General features: G+C 38.5%; 18 protein-coding genes. 5 read left to right on the top strand and 13 right to left on the bottom strand.

The features are described from left to right. Window positions 1–71: 71 nt before the first annotated feature. Both F886_RS00100 and gap read right to left on the bottom strand, forming a co-directional pair. Window positions 72–1,160: a hypothetical protein gene (locus F886_RS00100; protein WP_005299054.1), complete on the bottom strand. Its 1,089-nt coding sequence runs from the start codon at window positions 1,158–1,160 to the stop codon at window positions 72–74. Between the two features lie 165 nt (window positions 1,161–1,325). Beyond that, entirely contained in the window at window positions 1,326–2,345 is a 1,020-nt protein-coding gene (gap, locus tag F886_RS00105) for a type I glyceraldehyde-3-phosphate dehydrogenase (protein ID WP_005299057.1), read from the bottom strand. Between the two features lie 270 nt (window positions 2,346–2,615). Between gap and alaS the strand changes: the two genes are divergently transcribed. From alaS to F886_RS00130, 5 genes are all read left to right on the top strand, one after another. Next, window positions 2,616–5,252 carry an alanine--tRNA ligase gene (gene alaS / locus F886_RS00110; protein ID WP_005299060.1) on the top strand — a complete coding sequence of 879 codons (2,637 nt, stop codon included), beginning with the start codon at window positions 2,616–2,618 and terminating at the stop codon, window positions 5,250–5,252. A gap of 286 nt (window positions 5,253–5,538) precedes the next feature. After that, window positions 5,539–6,741 carry a tyrosine-type recombinase/integrase gene (locus F886_RS00115; RefSeq protein ID WP_005299063.1) on the top strand — a complete coding sequence of 401 codons (1,203 nt, stop codon included), beginning with the start codon at window positions 5,539–5,541 and terminating at the stop codon, window positions 6,739–6,741. Between the two features lie 178 nt (window positions 6,742–6,919). Further along, window positions 6,920–7,555, top strand: a complete 636-nt coding sequence (locus F886_RS00120; RefSeq protein ID WP_005299069.1) for an SOS response-associated peptidase family protein — start codon at window positions 6,920–6,922, stop codon at window positions 7,553–7,555. A gap of 142 nt (window positions 7,556–7,697) precedes the next feature. Beyond that, window positions 7,698–8,198: a LexA family protein gene (locus tag F886_RS00125; protein ID WP_005299072.1), complete on the top strand. Its 501-nt coding sequence runs from the start codon at window positions 7,698–7,700 to the stop codon at window positions 8,196–8,198. Beyond that, entirely contained in the window at window positions 8,195–9,493 is a 1,299-nt protein-coding gene (locus F886_RS00130) for a Y-family DNA polymerase (protein WP_005299074.1), read from the top strand. The genes F886_RS00125 and F886_RS00130 overlap by 4 nt, the downstream gene beginning before the upstream one ends. A 126-nt stretch (window positions 9,494–9,619) precedes the next feature. Here the strand turns inward: F886_RS00130 and F886_RS00135 are convergent, their stop codons facing one another. The 11 genes from F886_RS00135 to F886_RS00185 all read right to left on the bottom strand — a co-directional run bounded on the left by F886_RS00135 (window position 9,620) and on the right by F886_RS00185 (window position 18,513). Continuing rightward, the gene (locus tag F886_RS00135; protein ID WP_005299078.1) at window positions 9,620–10,174 is read right to left on the bottom strand and encodes a lysozyme; all 555 of its coding nucleotides are present in this window, start codon (window positions 10,172–10,174) and stop codon (window positions 9,620–9,622) included. After that, window positions 10,164–10,382: a hypothetical protein gene (locus tag F886_RS00140; RefSeq protein WP_005299081.1), complete on the bottom strand. Its 219-nt coding sequence runs from the start codon at window positions 10,380–10,382 to the stop codon at window positions 10,164–10,166. The genes F886_RS00135 and F886_RS00140 overlap by 11 nt, the downstream gene beginning before the upstream one ends. Beyond that, entirely contained in the window at window positions 10,379–10,729 is a 351-nt protein-coding gene (locus tag F886_RS00145) for a hypothetical protein (protein ID WP_005299084.1), read from the bottom strand. The genes F886_RS00140 and F886_RS00145 overlap by 4 nt, the downstream gene beginning before the upstream one ends. 50 nt (window positions 10,730–10,779) lie before the next feature. Continuing rightward, window positions 10,780–12,678: an SGNH/GDSL hydrolase family protein gene (locus F886_RS00150; RefSeq protein WP_005299088.1), complete on the bottom strand. Its 1,899-nt coding sequence runs from the start codon at window positions 12,676–12,678 to the stop codon at window positions 10,780–10,782. 59 nt (window positions 12,679–12,737) lie between these two features. Then, window positions 12,738–15,560: a host specificity factor TipJ family phage tail protein gene (locus tag F886_RS00155; protein ID WP_005299091.1), complete on the bottom strand. Its 2,823-nt coding sequence runs from the start codon at window positions 15,558–15,560 to the stop codon at window positions 12,738–12,740. Then, window positions 15,557–15,877, bottom strand: a complete 321-nt coding sequence (locus F886_RS20480; RefSeq protein WP_005299094.1) for a hypothetical protein — start codon at window positions 15,875–15,877, stop codon at window positions 15,557–15,559. Before F886_RS20480 ends, F886_RS00155 begins: the two co-directional genes overlap by 4 nt. Continuing rightward, complete coding sequence (locus tag F886_RS00165; RefSeq protein ID WP_005299096.1) at window positions 15,855–16,187, bottom strand: hypothetical protein; 333 nt, start codon at window positions 16,185–16,187, stop codon at window positions 15,855–15,857. The genes F886_RS20480 and F886_RS00165 overlap by 23 nt, the downstream gene beginning before the upstream one ends. A 14-nt stretch (window positions 16,188–16,201) precedes the next feature. Beyond that, window positions 16,202–16,708 carry a DUF1833 family protein gene (locus F886_RS00170; RefSeq protein WP_005299098.1) on the bottom strand — a complete coding sequence of 169 codons (507 nt, stop codon included), beginning with the start codon at window positions 16,706–16,708 and terminating at the stop codon, window positions 16,202–16,204. Then, window positions 16,709–17,185, bottom strand: a complete 477-nt coding sequence (locus F886_RS00175; protein ID WP_005299100.1) for a hypothetical protein — start codon at window positions 17,183–17,185, stop codon at window positions 16,709–16,711. Between the two features lie 399 nt (window positions 17,186–17,584). Further along, on the bottom strand, window positions 17,585–18,088 hold the full coding sequence (locus F886_RS00180) for a DUF4468 domain-containing protein (protein ID WP_005299104.1): 504 nt from the start codon (window positions 18,086–18,088) through the stop codon (window positions 17,585–17,587). Between the two features lie 89 nt (window positions 18,089–18,177). Further along, complete coding sequence (locus F886_RS00185) at window positions 18,178–18,513, bottom strand: hypothetical protein (protein ID WP_005299106.1); 336 nt, start codon at window positions 18,511–18,513, stop codon at window positions 18,178–18,180. Window positions 18,514–18,623: the final 110 nt, after the last annotated feature.

The raw sequence follows: 18,623 nt of genomic DNA on the forward strand, positions 1-18,623 counted from the left end.
GCATAAATCTTTCTTAATAAACTCTAAAGTCAAAAAGAAGATTTAAACAATTAATAATAATATTCAATGCTTTACTCAGCTTTACTTATATCATAGTCAAAAGTTCTTCGACCAAAGAATGGACCAATAACTGAACTATCACCTTGTTTCCAGTTAATCAAATTTAGCTTTTGAATGGCTTGAGCTGCTTGAGTATTAAAAGCAAAGCAACCTTTTTCAAGATTTGCGATTTTTAACTTTTGTCTGAAAGCAATTAATGAATGCACATCATTAAGCGGGTTATCTTCTATAAAATAAAGGTGAGACTTCTCATACGCCAAACTTTTATCGGCATCCCATAAACTGCTTGATACAAATTCCATAGAAGCAGACTGATCATTATTATTACCTGCTACACTTTGAGTATCACCAGTTTCTAAGTTTTCTAAAACAGTTAAGTTATAACCATACCACTGCGAGTTTAGAAGCCTAAAATACTTTTTATCTAGACCTAGGTTATTATATCTTTCGATGATTGACTGCTTTTTCTCACTAAACGCGGGATTGGCATAAAAACTAGATATATATGAAATATAAGATTGATTCCATTGAGTCTCTTTTAAACGATAACAATAACTATTTTTTGGAAACGTAACATTCTTATAGTTTTGGTAAAATTCAATTAAATTTTTATCAAGCTGATTATGAAGTCCCGTTTCTAAATTTATATTTTCTTTATAGCCCGGCAATACACGATCAAAGATATTTTCACCATCCAACTTCACAATTTCAAACTTTAAATTTTGTTTCAAATCAGGGGTTAATTCATAAGTCCAACTGCTCGATGTTAACCTTTTCACAATATTAGTTTGTAACGTCCCTTTATTTAAAATTTTCTTTTCAGTTAAAACCTCAGTTTCTAACGGCTGGTTATGTGACTTTGCAAAAAATATTTCATTATTTTTAATTGGATATTGAGTAATTTCAAAAAAATCACTATAGATACCTGAAGAAATATCAGAAGATTGATAATAAACTTGGTAAATTTTGTCTTCTTTTTCTAAATTATTTTCAGCTTGACCATTGGTATTTTGATCTGAGCTTTCACCACCACAAGCAGTTAAAATAATAGTAGATGTAAAAATTAAAAAAACACTTATTCTTTTTGAATTAAATTTCATATGAACTCTATAATTAAAATTTTAATGTTTGCGAATCATACAAATAGATATAATTTTACACAACACCAATATTTATAATTTTCATTATTTTTAACTTTTTATACTTCAAATTAATAATTATAAAAAGGATGTTTATTCAACATCCTTTATTACTTTAGTTCACTTTCAGAAAGAATCGCACAAATCTAATAATCGATTTGCATAGCCCCATTCATTATCGTACCAAGCAAATACTTTAGCTTGATGCCCAACGACCATAGTCTGAGTTAAATCAACGATGAGTGAATAAGGTGAATGGTTAAAATCACTGGAAACTAACGGCTCATCTGTTACTGCCATAATTTCTGCATAGTCTGTTTGAGATGCTTTAATTAACAATTCATTAATATGATGGACAGTAATTGGAGATTGCGCGATAAAAGTTAAGTCAATTGCAGCTACATTAATAGTAGGTACCCGAATTGAATAACCGTCTATACGGTCTTCCATTTTAGGCATAACACGTTTTAATGCACCGAGTGCACTAGACGTGGTTGGAATAATATTTTGTCCTGAAGCTCTAGCGCGGCGCAAATCACGATGTGCATGATCAAGTACAGATTGGTCTGCCGTTACTGCATGAATTTCGGTCATAAGCGCTGTTTCAATACCAAAAGCATCATCAATAATTTTCACCAATGGAACCAAAGCCTGCGTAGTACATGAAACGCTTGATATGATCTGATCAGTCACTTTGACTTCATGATGATTTACACCATAAACAATGGCTGCATCGACATGATCAAAAGGCGCTGCCCCAATAATCACCCGCTTCGCCCCTGCTTGTAGATGACGCGTTGCATCAGCGTGAGAACGGAACAGTCCTGTACACTCAAGTACCACATCAATATCTAAACTAGACCATGGTAAAAGTTCAGGTTGTTCCTGCTTTAAAACCTCAACTTTTAACGCTCGTTGATTTGACTGAATATTCAAAAAAACTTTTTCATTTTCAATGAATATTTCCACATTTCCATTGAAGCGGCCATGTGTTGAGTCATATTTAAATAAATGCACTAATGTTTGCACATCTGCTATGTCGTTAATCGCCACGATTTCAAATTGAAATTGTTTTGAGCTCTCAAACCAGGCACGTAACACATTACGTCCAATTCGGCCAAACCCATTAATGGCGATACGTTGCATAACCTATCCTTATCTACAAAACTACAGGCTAAAGAAGGCATATAGTAAAGCACGTCACGCCTAATTGAATATAGATTTTTAGCCAAATCACAGTTTTGTAAGATATTCCTTTTAAAATCGTTGGTTCGGTGGGGTTTTTCCGCTACAATTTAGCGTTTTTAAAAAATAAGCCCCGTATCACATGCTAAGGTTTGGCATAAAACAAACAGGCATTGATACATTTAGCCAAATTCGAAAATATGGAGTGACTTGGTTGTGAGTACTCGTTTAATGACATCTGCTGAAATTCGTGAAGCATTTTTGCGCTACTTTGAGACGCAAGGGCATACACGTGTCGCGTCGAGTTCTCTTGTTCCTGCCAACGACCCAACTTTATTATTTACAAATGCTGGGATGAACCAGTTTAAAGACTGCTTCTTAGGTCTTGAAAAACGTGACTATGTACGTGCAACTACATCACAAAAATGTGTACGTGCTGGTGGTAAACACAATGATTTAGACAACGTTGGTTACACTGCTCGTCACCATACATTCTTTGAAATGTTAGGTAATTTCTCATTTGGTGATTATTTCAAGCGTGATGCACTTAAATTCGCTTGGGAATTTTTGACTAGCGATGAATGGTTAGCTCTCCCTAAAGACCGTTTATATGCGACCGTTTATCACACCGATGATGAAGCTTATGACATCTGGAATAAAGAAATTGGTTTAGCGCCTGAACGTATTATCCGTATTGGTGATAATAAAGGCGAAAAATACGCATCTGATAACTTCTGGGCAATGGGCGATACAGGTCCATGTGGTCCATGTTCTGAGATTTTCTTTGATCATGGCGATCACATTTGGGGTGGTTTACCAGGCACACCTGAGGAAGATGGCGACCGTTTTATTGAAATCTGGAACAACGTTTTCATGCAGTTCAACCGTACTGCTGATGGCGTGCTTCACCCTCTCCCCGCTCCATCTGTTGATACAGGTATGGGCTTAGAGCGTATTTCTGCTGTATTGCAACATGTTAATTCAAACTACGACATTGACCTGTTCCAACACTTATTAAAAGCTGCTGCAAACATTATTGGTATTGAAGACGAAGGTCAGCCTTCTTTACGTGTTGTTGCAGACCATGCACGCTCATGCTGTTTCTTAATTGCTGATGGTGTTAACCCAAGCAATGAAGGTCGCGGTTATGTACTACGCCGTATTATCCGCCGCGCTGTGCGTCACGGTAATAAGCTTGGTGCAACTGGTACATTCTTCTACAAAATGTTGCAACCTTTAATCGAAGTTATGGGTGAGGCTTATCCTGAACTCGCAGCTCGTAAAGATGTGATTGAAGCAACCTTAGTTCGTGAAGAAGAACAGTTTGCTAAAACACTTGAGCAAGGTTTAAAACTACTTGAAGGTGAACTTGCTCAATTAAAAGACAAGACTATTCCTGGTGCGACAGTCTTCAAACTTTACGACACTTACGGCTTCCCAACAGACCTAACTGCTGATATTGCACGTGAACGTGACTTTATTATTGACGAAGCTGGTTTTGAAGTAGAAATGGCTGCTCAGCGTCAACGTGCTCGTGATGCTGGTAAATTCGCTATTGACTATAACAGCATTGTACAAGTTGAAGGCGAAACTCAGTTTGACGGTTACATCAACACCACTGGTCAAGGCCAAATTGTAGCGATCTACAAAGATGGCGTACAAGTTGATGAAGTTTCTGAAGGCGACGAAGCACTTATCGTTTTAAACCAGACTCCTTTCTATGCAGAAAGTGGTGGTCAGATTGGTGACACAGGTATCTTCAAAAACGAAACTGGTATTTTTGAAGTTCAAGATACCAAAAAGTCAGGCGGTGCCTTTGTTCATCAAGGTATTGTGACCGTTGGTAACCTTAAAGCTGATCAAAACGTTGAAGCAATTGTTAAAGCAGATATTCGTGAAGCTACTGCACGCAACCACTCGGCAACTCACCTATTACATGCTGCTCTACGTCAAATCTTAGGTTCACATGTACAACAAAAAGGTTCTTTAGTTGCAAGTGATATCTTACGTTTTGACTTTGCTAACGACCAACCTGTAACTTTTGAACAGTTACAACAGGTTGAGCGTTTGGTGAATGCAGAAATTATTGCAAATACAGCTGTAACCACTGAACTTCTTGACATCGAAGCGGCAAAAGCCAAAGGTGCCATGATGTTATTTGGTGAAAAATACGGTAACGAAGTTCGTGTTCTCGCTATGGGTTCAGTGATTGATGAGAAAAACTTCTCGATTGAACTTTGTGGTGGTATTCACGTTAAGCGTACAGGTGATATTGGTTTATTTAAAATCACTTCTGAAGGCGGTGTAGCTGCTGGGGTACGTCGTATTGAAGCGGTTACAGGTACTAAAGCTTTAGATATAGTACAAAAAACTGATGCTGATATCCAGCACATTAATGGCTTATTAAAAGCACAGAAAGACCAAACTGTTGAGCGTGTACAGGCTAATGTAGAACTTGTTTCTGCATTACAAAAGCAGATTGAACAGCTCGATCAGAAATTGGCAAACTTCCAAGCGTCAGAATTGATTGATCAGGTACAAACGATTTCTGGTCGTCAAACGCTTATTACCACTGTTCAAGGTGTAGATGCGAAATCACTTCGCAACTTGCACGACAGTGTTAAATCAAAATTAGAGAATGCAGTTATTGTGTTAGCTGGCGTAGAGGGTGACAAAGTTAGCCTACTTGCTTCAGTTGCATCACAATACACTGCAAATCTAAAAGCAGGTGACATCATCAAGCATCTAGCAACCGAGTTAGGTGGTAAAGGTGGTGGTAAACCTGACTTAGCACAAGGTGGCGCGCCACTTAACGAGAAGTTTGGACAAGTTATTGCTGCATTACCTGCATGGCTTGAACAAAAATAAGACTTCACTTTTTGTGTAACTGACCCTGAAAAGCCTCTCAGGGTCATGGCTTATATGGAAAAACTATGGCATTAATCGTTCAAAAGAATTAATGCCATTTAGTCACTCTAAGACAGACCAAGACAAGAATTACAATAAAAGCCTTATTCCTCAATATTTCCCTTACTTTTGATATAGACACACTAAGACATTTTAGGACAGAATAAGTCTCATCAATTATGTACACATGCGTGTACATATTCGTACCTTCCGTTTGCTCAACTAAAATTATGTACACAGGTGGACTATGGCTTTAACTGAAGCGTGGCTGAAAGCTAATAATGGAAAGGTGCGAGAGAAAGTTGAAGAAATAGCAGATCGTGACTCAATGGGTGTTCGGGTCTCCCCTAAAGGCAAAATTGTTTTCCAACTTCGCTATAGATTTGCAGGTAAAGCTGACCGGTTAGACTTAGGTACATACCCTCACATTTCTTTAAAAGATGCTCGAATTAAAGCTAGTGAGATGCGCGCCCTTTTAGACAAGGGATTAAACCCAAAACTTGAACAACGCATTCAACAACAAAAATATATTGATGCAAGTACATTTGAAGAAGTTTTTAATGATTGGTATCAAAGTTATTGTTTGAAGAAGAAAACTTCTGCTCAGCAAATTAAGAATACTTTTGAGCAACATGTCATTTCTGAAATTGGCGATTTACCAATTGACCGAATTACCTTGCAACAGTGGTTAGCCTTACTCGAAGAGCTAGCTGATGAAGTACCTTCAATTGCTGATCGAGTATTAACAAATTCAAAACAGGTTCTTAAGTGGGCTAAAAAGAGACAGTTGCTGGAAGTAAATGTTTTGTCTGATATCTATGCGAAAGAAGATTTAGGTATTGAGAGGAATAGAGGAACCAGATTTCTTACTGATGAAGAAATTAAAATGGTGTGGCTTACGATTGAAGAGTCAAATATTTTGCCTAAAAATAAGATCTTCTTAAAATTATGTTTAATGTTTGGTTGTCGAAATGGTGAACTTAGAAAAGCTAAAAAGACAGATTTTGATTTAAATAGAAAAGTTTGGATCGTACCAGTAATAAATAATAAGACTGGTAAGAAGACTGGCCGTGAAATAATTCGCCCTATTTTACCAGAAATGGAGGCATTAATTGTCGAGGCTTTCGACTACAACACCTCTGAGTATTTCTTAACAAATGATAGTGAAGAAACTCCTATGAGTCATGGATCTTCAAATTCATTACCCGCTTATGTAATGGAGCGCCTTAGAAGACATCATGATTACCATATGAAGCATTGGTCTCTTCATGACCTAAGAAGAACAGCTCGTACCAACTTCAGCGCATTTACATCACGTGATGTAGCTCAGCTCATGATTGGTCATGTAATGTCTGGCGAACAAGGCACTTATGATTATTACGAATACTTACCACAGCAAACTGAAGCATATGCAAAGTGGATTGAAAAAATTAAATCACTGACTGAATAGATGGGAAATATCAAATGAGAGATTGGGTCTATTTTTACATTGAACATACTATTAAGTATGGTGAGCCATTTTATAAAGAGATAGGATGGTCACTGGGTTTAAGGAATAATTTTATGGTAGTGAGTTTAATACATAGCTGACATAGGATTGATTAAATAGCTTTTAGAGGGATCTAAATATGTGTGCCAATTACGAACCTATCAGTAAAGACCGTGTTCACCTTCTAGATCTCTTCGAGCCGACTTTCGAATATAAAGCCGATGTCTACCCCGGCTATGACTGCCCTCTTATATTTTCCAAAGATGGAAAGATTGAATGGCGAGAAGTTAAATTCGGTATGATTCCACCTTGGAACCATGATCTTAAGTTTTCTAAGTACACATACAATGCTAGAACTGAGACAGTAGATAAAAAGCCAAGCTTTAGACATGCGTGGGCTAAAAGTCAGTTTGCTTTAATCCCAGTCGAAAAAATTTATGAACCGAGATATGTGAATGGCAAAGCGGAAAGATGGGGAATTTATCGAGAAGATGGCTTACCTTTCACCGTTGCGGCAATTTACGATTCAACCGTTATTGATGGGCAACAGGTTCGCTCAATGTCGATGCTTACCATCAATGCAGATAATCACCCTTTCATGAGCCAATTCCACAAGCCAGAAGATGAAAAAAGATCAATCATTGTCATTCCAGATGAATATAGAGAAGATTGGTTAAACTGCAAGAAAGAGGATACAGATCAGTTTTTCTTTGATATGCCTCTGGGTGAATTTACTGCCGACTACTTCCCAAAACCTAAAAAATCAGCAAATTAAAATACGGATAATTCCCGACCAAATGCACCAATCACCGCGACAAGTTACGACTAGTGCTTATTTATCCACAGTTTTTTAAATTTGAATTTCTTTCTAGCTCTAGCATATCATCTTGAATACGTAACAAATTCAAGGAGTAACTGTGAGCACTTTAAGCCCGTCCATTATAGAGATTAAGCCACACCTAAGGCAGTGTAACGCTTTGACAGAGGTTGCCTCTATAAAATTGGTTACTCCATCGACTAGAATTTCTGTTCCTTTAGCAATCGAGAAGATTTCCGCGGGATTCCCATCGCCTGCACAAGATTACATTGATAAAGCTCTCGATATGAATGAGCACTTAATTAAAAATGAAACAGCTACTTTTATTGTAAGAGTCGCATCGTTATCAATGTTAAATGCAGGAATTGATATAGATGACGAGCTTGTTGTAGATCGAAGCCTTGAAGCCAAACATAACGATATTGTCGTTGCCCTAGTAGATAATGACTTCACCGTAAAACGCCTCATGCTTGATGAAAATGAACGATGGTTAAAAGCAGAAAATCCTGATTATGAAGATATCCACCTAAGTGATGGACAAGAACTATTAATTTGGGGCGTTGTAACTTTTATCTTAAAAAATACAAGAAAACGATCATGAAGCATGAGGAAAAAGTCTTTTTTCTCATAGATGTTAATAACATGTATGTCTCATGTGAAAGAGTCTTTAATCCAAGTTTAAATAACAAACCTGTCATCGTGTTATCAAACAACGATGGCTGTGCTGTTGCACGCAGCAACGAATCCAAAGCTCTAAATATTAAGATGGGTGTGCCATTATTCCAGATCAAAGATATAGTTAAGCAGCATAATGTGATTGTTCTATCAAGCAACTATGCACTATATGCTGAAATGTCTAGACGTTTTCACAAGATACTTGGTTCATATGTCACTGAGGAAGAAGTAGAAGGATATTCAATAGACGAGTGCTTTGTAGATTTCTCAGCTTATGAGAAAAATTTTGATCTACAAACTGTAGGGCAAGATATGAAGGAAAGGATTTTGAAATGGCTAGGATTGCCAGTTTGCGTGGGGATTGGTAGAAGTAAAACAGAATCTAAAATTGCTAATCATATAGCCAAAAAGAATGCAGGTTTTAATGGTGTCTGTGATTTGGTAAATATGGATCCGTGCAACAAAGAATATTATTTTTCTCAAATAGATGTCAGTGAAGTCTGGGGCGTAGGTCGCAAACACGCTAAAAAACTTCATGCCATGGGTATAAAAACAGTCTTAGACCTAGCCTGCACTGAAGCTAGAGAGATGCAGAGACAATTCTCAATTGTCATGGCTCGTACAATTAATGAACTACAAGGCATCTCATGTATAGAGATTGAAGACACCCCACCCTCAAAAAAACAAATAATTAAGTCATGCTCTTTTGGTGCCAAAGTAACGGAGCTCAATGATTTAAAAGAAGCTATAGCAATGCATGCTCAAGAAGCATGTAAACGCTTAAGAGACGATAAATCATTATGTGGATGCTTAATTGTCTTTGTGCAATCTAGCCCATTTGATGAAAGTGCCCCTTATTATAATAAATCCATTTCTTATGCATTCCCTGAGCCTACAGATTGTGCTCTAGATTTTGTTAAAGCAGCCGTGGTAATGGTTAGTCACATCTTTAAAGAAGGTGTTAAATTCAAGAAATGTGGTGTCATCCTGACATGTCTTGAGTCCAAATCAGGCCATACATATGACCTCTTAACAGACTTCGAAACGATAGAAAAGAAAGAGCATCTGATGCAAGCTCTTGATAATGTCCACACAAGATTTGGTAAGAAAAAACTAGGAATAGGAACTTGTTACGTTCCAAGTAGAAATTGGGCCATGTCTCGAGATAAGTTGAGCAATAACCCGTTCAAATGGGACTCTCTACTTGAGATAAAGAATTGACCTACAAGGCCTTAACACATATCCCAACATTTACAGAAGTATTAATAGTGTGAGCTGTGCAACCTGAGAAAAGGAGGCACAGCAATGTGATGATCGATGCAACTTTAGTACGTTTACACATATAAGTTACTTCTTTAAGAAGAGCGCTCGCTCAGCTTCTCTTCGACGAACTAGACCGGGCAAAACTTTACCACCTGCCTTTTTCCATGCAAGGAATTGATCAGCAGCGCCTTGATAGTCACCTTTATTAAGTTTCTTCAATAAGGTTGAATCTTTAAAAGCACTTGATCCAATGTTGTAGGTCAGAGATACCAAAGCATCAAACTGACTCTGCGTTAAAGGCACACTGACAGATTCATTTACAGCCTTTTCAAACTTTGCTAGATCATGTTTAAAGTAAGATTTGGCTTGCTCTAAAGTACAAGTGTCGCCTTGCTTAACTTTATTGCCGCTTGGGTAAAATGTTGTACCAATGCCAATGGTCCAGACCCCAACACCGTCGTCATAGGCTTTAGTTCTGGTGTCTTCAAAGCTTGTGATTAAATCAACACCAATCTGGCTTGTAGTCCTCCCACCAGATGAAAGCTTATCGACTACTTTGTTTAAATCATCCACTTGATCTTGTGTGAGCTTGCCGCCTGCAATTGCTCGAGCAGCATCAAAAAATGGTTTAGTGCTCATCTCGTTCCCCTTTCTTTTTTTCCAGTTCAGAGCTACCAAAATAAAAACCACATGCTGTTGTCATGGCGCCAGCAATAAAACCTAATGCAGTATTAATCAAATTGCTGTTTTCTCTAGGCATATCGACAAAGAACAAAGCAATGACTAAAACAAACATCAAACCAACCAATGCAAAAGCCAGATATGCTCTTGTGTTTTCACTATTCATGGAGCGCCCCTAAATGCAATTTTTGATTCAATAACAGCAACCTTCTGATTGATGTCAGATATTCGCTGTTGAGTTACTTGATTTGATGAAACTATCCATGTGCAAAAGGTAATAAGCGAGGCAACAGCAACACCACTTACTATCTTAAGTAGGTTAATAGCCCCCTTCGCTTGTTGAATATCACCTTCCAACCGCTCGATCTTCTTAGCGTTCTCATCACTAAGAGATTTATGTTGTTCATTAATAACCGTTAGCCGAAGCACTGTTTCCGAAAGTGTTTTTACTTCTTGCTGAACAGAATCAAGTTTTCGCTCAATACGTGTTCCATATGTCTCTGCTTCAGTCATGCCTTCCCCCTAATTTCGGCAATAAAAAAGCACCCGATTGGGTGCATTTGTTAGATAGCTTCTAAAAGCGATTTTACTTTTCGAGCTAAAACTTTGTGTCCATTATCATTTGGATGTAAGCCATCTGGTGAAGGCTGACCATCTGCCCAGAAGTAGTACTCATTAGCAGCAGGCACATAAACTGGTAAGTTAGATTCATGATACAAATCTAAATAAGGTATTGAGTAGTGCTTAGCATACTGAATAACTAAGTTTGCAAGCTGCTCAAGTGTGTACCCCATCGAGTTATTTGCAGCATTTGAACCCCAGTTATTTAATCGCGGTAAAGGAGTAAATACAGCAAGCTTGTGCTTTGGAAACTTAGTGATTAGCTTTATAAATGTAGTATTAATACAGCCCGAAATAGTTGATGTGGTTGTATCCAAAAAAGTGCCTAAGGCCTTATTACCATGGTTCCAATCATTAGTACCAAAGAACCACGTGACAATATCAATATCATCTGGTGATTGTGTAATATCGTCTGCAACATTAAATCGACCATAGTATCCAGTGCCCGAAATACCATAGTTATAAATCGTCATCCCTCCAACCATCTCTGCGACATAGTCATGGTAGTTCAAGTGCGATCTGTAATTGTGCTCAGTAATACTGTCCCCAATTACAATCCACTTTTTCCCCATTAATATGAGTGAGCCATTTCCTATGGCTTCAATTTGCTTACGAGCTAATATGTCAGCAATTGGCTTGCCATTTATTCCGACAATTGCATCATAATCGACAATCTCAGTGCCAGCCATGATTGATAGAACTGCACTGATATCAAAAGATATTGAAGGTAACTTAATATTTAATAATGCATACTTAGCAGCGCTTCCGACTGGTACTGTAAATGTCTTCACATTTGCGTCTGAAGTGTCAGTTAGAGATATTTTTCCAAGTGTTGCACCTAATCCAGTCGAGTTGGTTGATCTTAAGGCAATAACAAAAGCAGTTGAGTCAAAATTACTTGATCGAACAGCATATGTTTTTCCCGCCTCAACTGGGAATTGCCCCATTACTGTTCCTGTGGAAGTGCCAACTGCAGCGTCACTAGCTCTTACATAGAAGTTATTAATATTTGATGCAGGGCTATACAGTTGAATGGATTCAGAAATAGCGCTTTTCAGTAAAAACGCTGCACGGGCAAAAATGTCAACAATTTCCCGTCCAGAAATTTTACTGACTGTCTCTTTTTCATTAATCGTTGTGCCGATATTAACAATGCATGTTTCACGGATATCAAAATTGTATGCTGGTAGTAAAATACTCATAAATGCATACTTGGCTGTACTTCCAGTTGGCACTGTAAAGGTCTTCACATTTGCATCTACGGTATCTGAAAATGTAACTTTCCCTAAGGTTGGCCCAACTGCTACTGAATCAGTATCGCGAAGTACAATAATAAAAACTGCTGGATCAAAACTTGATGACTTAACCGCATAGGTTTTCCCTGCTTCAACAGGAAATCTATTGAGTGCTGTTGATGCATTTGCTGCAATATTATTGGTGCTTACAGAAACGAATAAGCCACTAAAGTTGTTAGATTTTTGATAGAGATTAAGGTTGTCAATGGTGAATTGAGAAAGTGTGAAGTTCTTAGCTTGATCAAGCGGGCTCAAACCCTCATCAATCCAACTTGTACCATTCCATAAATATAGTTTCTTAGTATCAAAAGCATAGCCAACTGAAGGATTGACAATGGGCGTAGTGGCCAACAAAGCCGCTTCTGTTAAATAAGCCTTCCAGCCACCTGTTTCCATTAAAACTCGAACTAATTTTGCAAGTGTCGGGTAAATCTGCCCCAATCGTGTTAGAACATCCTCAGCATCAGTTCCACTAATAAATAACTCCAAACTATCAGCATCTAATGAAGCATTTTCCAACTGTTCCCGAGTAATGATATCTGACATTACTTTTCTCCAAGCATAAAAAAAGCCCCAGTTAAGGGGCTTAGATTTCTGTTAATTAATTAAATAAAGTCGTGGTCACGCTCATAGAATCGGTCATCATAATTAGATGCTTTCAGCGTGTTGGTCATTTGGGTTTGTGGTGTAAGTTCTTCGAGCATGAATGCATCAATCTCAGCTTGATCTGCTCTGACTAGTGTATAGAGCGTCTTCACATATCGATCAGGATCAACAACAAGTGGTTGAACTGGTGGTCTAGATAGAACTATTGAATAGCCATCTGTTCCGACAGTACACGGCACCATGTCAACTGTTGCATTTGCAATTTGCAGATGAACATAGTAATCATGCCCAACTTCAAACTTACATGGCTGAGAGGTCATTATGGTCAAGCCATCTACACCAGTAACTTCACCATCTTGGGTCTCAACAACGGTGTTATTGGCATTTAAGATTCGGTCATTACGGATAAGCAATTCAGACTCATCTAACACTTCCATTTCACAAGACACGTACTTGTAGCGGAGCTTGTTCCATTCTCGCCAAGCACGTGTTTTTGCTTGAGCTTCATTGCGAATACCTGTGGTCGTGATCTTTAGTGGATTCTTAGGCGTGACATCTTCAGGAATGGTGTATTTGATACGGGCATCATCTATATCAGAAGTGTATTCAAGCTCTACCCCGTCATAATCTTTCTGCACACCAAATGTATAAGAGCGCTTTTCAGTTAAAGGCACTTTGTTTCGATGATTAAAAAGCAAGACTGAATTTTCTTGAGGCTGCTCAAACTTGATTCGAGTAAGACTACCGAACCGGTACGGCTCACAAAATGCAGCACTTGCAACCATGCCCGCAATTTCCTCAAAGCTTAGATTGTCATCGTCAATCGTATAGTTGAACTCAGACATAACATCTGAGCCAAAATATGCATTCACCTTGTCAATCTCTGCATTGATTTGGGTTATGTCCACTTCTGCACTAGTTCGACGGCCAATGTACTCATCCAAAGCAAGGTTAATTAGTGCTTGACCTGCTGAGCGTGTGACTTGTAAAGGCCCTGTACCGTCTACTGGCAGCTTGCGATTGACTAAGCAATTGAGCTTACGTTCTTTGATAGACAAAGCGCCATCAGTGGCAACCGTACGAGACCGAACAACGGTTACATTGCCGTAGTCACTAATGCTTGAATCCGTCATGCCATATACAGACTTAATCTTACATGTATCCTGCGTTTTACCTGCTTGAGTCGGTGTTGTTCGGCTTAATCTGAATCGGAAAGATCCAGCCGTTGGCAAATCGATATAAATAGTTTTACCGAACTGTGATTTGTTATTAGCTCGAATCTCTTGGTTAATGGTTGTGATAGTTCCAACTGGATCACCATTTCCATCGATTGCCTGCAATTCAATAATTACTGTGATCTTTTCTTCCCATACCCCACCTTTACTGTCTTGGTAAAACAAGCCATTAGGAAAGAAGAAGTTAAACACTGCTTGCGTTGCCTCTGGCATATCGAAGTTAAACCACCCGACATATTTAGAACTTACAGCATCAAAGCGGACTAAAACGTCTTGTCCTTGAGTGCTTTGGTTTGGCAGAGTGAGCAACTTATCCCAATCACTATTGATGGCTGAGGGGTTCACTAATGCAATCGTATCTGCAGTTACACTGTTAATTGTGTAGGTATCATCAAGAGTTATTGAATTAGAGTTTCGGTTTAAAGAAGCACCTGCTGTAATGGTGTAGCTGTTATTTACATACTGCCAGTTAGCATTGACCTTTTCAGGATTTGATAAAGTAATTTCATAATGAAAACCACCTGAAATAACAGTCTTCGTCACCCCTGAAACTACATATTGCCCAGATAGATCGCGGGTATTTGTTTCTGTTACTGGTGGTGTGCCTGAGGTAGTTTCTATATCAACTAATGCACCAGTGAGCAGCAATCCTTTAAACAGGTTTGGATTATCAATGTTTGTAGAAGATTCGATGATAACCATCTTATCTTCATTCACCATGATTGATCCTGAGAGATTCACATCTTGCACGCCATAAACCGCACCACTCAAAGCAATTCGGTCATTAGCCGCAAACTTCTGTGTGAAATCTAAGCCAGTCGCTTTAATTAAGTTCGGACTTTGAAACCAGATACTGCTTGACTCAAGTACTGCACTATTAGGCTGTTCAATGGTTTGGCCATTAATTGATGATGAAGTTCTCACATACTTTGGTAATTCAGTGAATGGCTCACCTACTTGATAGATTGGTGTTCCAATAATTGAAGTAAATGGGTCATAAGCAGAAACCGATGTGCCAGCAATATTAGCGACATCAGTATCGCCATCGCGCATATCTAATATTTGACAGTAACCGCGAGTAACTGCCATCAAGCACTCTTCGGTTTCGACACCATCAATATAAATAGTATATGTCTGTGCAATTAAGTCAGGATACGAACGTACTTGCCCAAAGATATCAGGAATACGCCCATTAATACGTGCTTGGTTAGATCGTTGCGCTAATTCGTTGTTAGATGAACCCACAGTAGGCGATTGAGGCTTAGGCATCGTCAATACAGTGTAAAGACTATATGCCGCAGTAATTGCCACAATTGCATAGTAGAGGAACTGTAGCCAAGCTGGCTGAATAACTACATAGAATGTGCCATCAAGAGTTTGAATGTGCTGGATCTGAACATTAATTTTCTTTGGGTGATTCGGAGTGACATCACACGACTCAGCAATATGATTGTGGTAAATCCTGGCATTCTCTGGCCACACATCAAACTGCTGGTAGATGTATGCTAATACATCCTCCACATCTGCTTCTGACCATGTAGATCGATCATAAACATCAGGAACGATGATGGCTTTTTTCAAACTCATTTGTAAAACCTCGTTTCCCGAAAGTTCATCGAAATAATCTCAAGAGGTACGTACTGCACCCCTCTTCCTGTTAAATGCAAAACCTTGTCGCAATAAAAAAGCCCAACATGTGTTGAGCTTCTTGGGCCATTTGAGAAAAAGGCAATGCAAGGGGATTGTGGTTCCTCCAACTCTTGGAAGTTTCCCTTGCCATTTAGGAAAGCCATCAGTCTCTTTTTAAGTTTTTCACCTGTGACTAATTCCCATGCTTCACAAAGAAAGTCATTGCAAGTGTAGTCCTTAGTCCAGACACGGCTATGAAGGTCGTCTAGGTTCATCTTTAACAATCTCCATTACCTGTTTCACTGTTGGGATTTTCTTACCTTTATGCGTCAGATCAGCGTTTGCATCACTAAATATCACATCTAAAGCAACCAAATCCGACAGCTCATCTTGATAATCTTTTGTATCAACAAAGACCTTTTCGCCCGATCTAGCACTTTCTTCAAGTTTATGTTTCAGCAACCCAAGCTTTTCTGCCAATTCAAGATCAAATTGCTGTTTTTTTTGAAGGGGTAACTTTTGTTTTTTCCCAGAGCGAATACATATAATTAGAAGCACTAGAATTATAAATATTATGGCAACCATATCTGTCTCCTTATTTAGATCATGCCCCGCAATAATGGGAACCGCTCAAGATCATAGATTTCACCAGTCCTTACACTGTTAAGTTCAGGTGCTTGAGCGTCAAAGGTACAGTTGCCTGAGCCATCTTTAGACATAGAAGCAACTTCTAGTGTCTGTAGTGACACCATTGGAGCTGTTAAGTCATCATCTCGATACAGTCGCCACTTCACTGTAGGTCTAACTTTCCAGTTGGTGCCACGCCGAGCAGATACAACCGATTTAATAAGCTCATCCTCAACATCACCTATAGTAAGGCTAAGTTTCTGATCAAGGTCGTTAGTGACTGTAGAGCGCTGAATGGACATTGCTTGATAGTCATATTGAATGTCAGGCCCTGCCGACTCATGCTTTACAACTACGCCTTCAGTATCGTTTTTGACGAATCGAAAAGGCTCTGTAAAGTCAGGATGAGAAATCTCTACACACTCCAACGGCACCACACCACTGCTTGAGTTTAGGAAGTATGATTTATAGTCAGGCATCTATATTCCCTCCATGGCATTCGGCAGGTCTTCATTCACGAGTTCTTCTAGTGGATTGACGATTGACGCTAAGTCCTGATTTCCATTACCAGCTTCAACAATGATGTGATTTAGCTCTGAATCAACAATTGGCTTAACTCTTAGTTGAGCTGTCACTGTATAGACTGGACCTTGCATACTTGATAGCTGAAAGCTGTCTTCTACAAAGTAACATTCGTAAGGCTTAAACTCTGGGCCGTTCACTCGAAGTGAAGCGTTAAATCTCTGCCCTGGTGTTTCACACCAAACGTTATAGAACGCATCAAGATATTGAAACCCAACATCAAAAACCTTCCATTGAACATTTACAGTGTGATACCCGTTTTTTAATCCCCTTCGGTAACGTGGTGCACCGCCATCCAGTTCTTGGGAAATCACTCCGCTCTTTAAACTAGCAGAGTAGCCTTCTTGTGTTGAGCAATACATTAATGTGTTCATATTTGTCCCATAAAAAAACCGACCTCTTTATGGGTCGGTTTTATGCTTTAATCGCTGCAATAATTTCTGGTAATTTCCACAGAAATATTGGTACTGAAAACAATATTAGAAAGGCAACAATTGTCTGCCATAATCCGTATTTTTCAATAGACACTTTCATAAGCTCCACTGTTGGTTTAAAATGCTCCATATAGATTGTATTTCTCCTTAATCTCGTCGGGTTGAGTTGAATAAAAAACCTCAGTGCGCTAACACTGGGGTTTTTGCTTTTATAGGATTTTAAATCCCTTCCTTTGTCGTTTCATCCTGCGGTTTTTCCACATTCAGAAATAGAAAAACCACCCGTAGGTGGTTGTTTCTCCTTATACCTGTAACTTTAAAATTACAAGTTTCACTTCTCTACCAGTTGTCATCATTCTTTTGATTTTGTATATCTTGCTTATATTTAGAGATCACTTCTTTAAGGCCAGCTTCAACTAGTTCCTTATCTTTAGGAACATAAATGCCTACCTCGTAACCTTTAGCCACAATCCCCGCATTTATAGTTGTCTTTGTTTTTAATAATAGGTCGTTAAACGTAACGCGAGCTTTATTATCTTTGGTGTCTACTTTTACAGTAAAAAGGATTAAATGGTCTGCATGTGCCAAGCAATTCCATGTTCCTGAACAAGGGTATTGCATATTTCCTTTACCAACAATTGTGCCAGTGCTAGCATCTTCATATTGGATAACAGAATTTGCAGACTTAAAAGCCTTAGCCATCCATATTTTTGAAGAATCATAGATTTGTTTCTGAGCCATATTAGGCAATTCAACAACTTCTGAAACCTCTTTTAGAGGCTCGCCAGCGAAAGTACGTGTAACGCTAAAAGTTAAAATAGCTGCAATTAAAATTCTTTTCATAAAAATACCCCTTGTTTAGGGGTAATTTAACAAACTGGTCATTAAATGTCATATTTATAAGAAACTAGAATAGTATGAAGTCTTTGTTCTTAGTAATGAATTTTATGCTCATTAAGTAAACTATATAAACGAATTATTTCCTTCTTTGATGCCAACAGATCATCTTGATAGTTTAAAGTCTTTTTTTGAAGATCTTGATATTCATTTAATAGCATCAAATGCTCACGTTGCACTCCAATTACTGCTTTATTCTCGCGTTCCTCAGCTGAATGAATACCCCTTTCCATCAACTCAAGCATAGCTGTGTTAATGGAAATATTTCTCTGCTCTGCAAACTCAACTATTTCTTCATAGAAAGGCAGTGGAATGCGAATCTGGGTACGCTTCCAGTCATCCTGATTCTGTGTACGCGTTTTCTCAGTCATTTAGAAAGCACTCAAAATAAATATTGACACTAGATTAGTATCAATATAAATTTATGTCAATGTTACTAATCTAGTAACAAACAACCCTGCCGACTCTCACATCAAACAGG

Source organism: Acinetobacter sp. NIPH 542 (assembly GCF_000369825.1).
Classification (GTDB): domain Bacteria; phylum Pseudomonadota; class Gammaproteobacteria; order Pseudomonadales; family Moraxellaceae; genus Acinetobacter; species Acinetobacter oleivorans.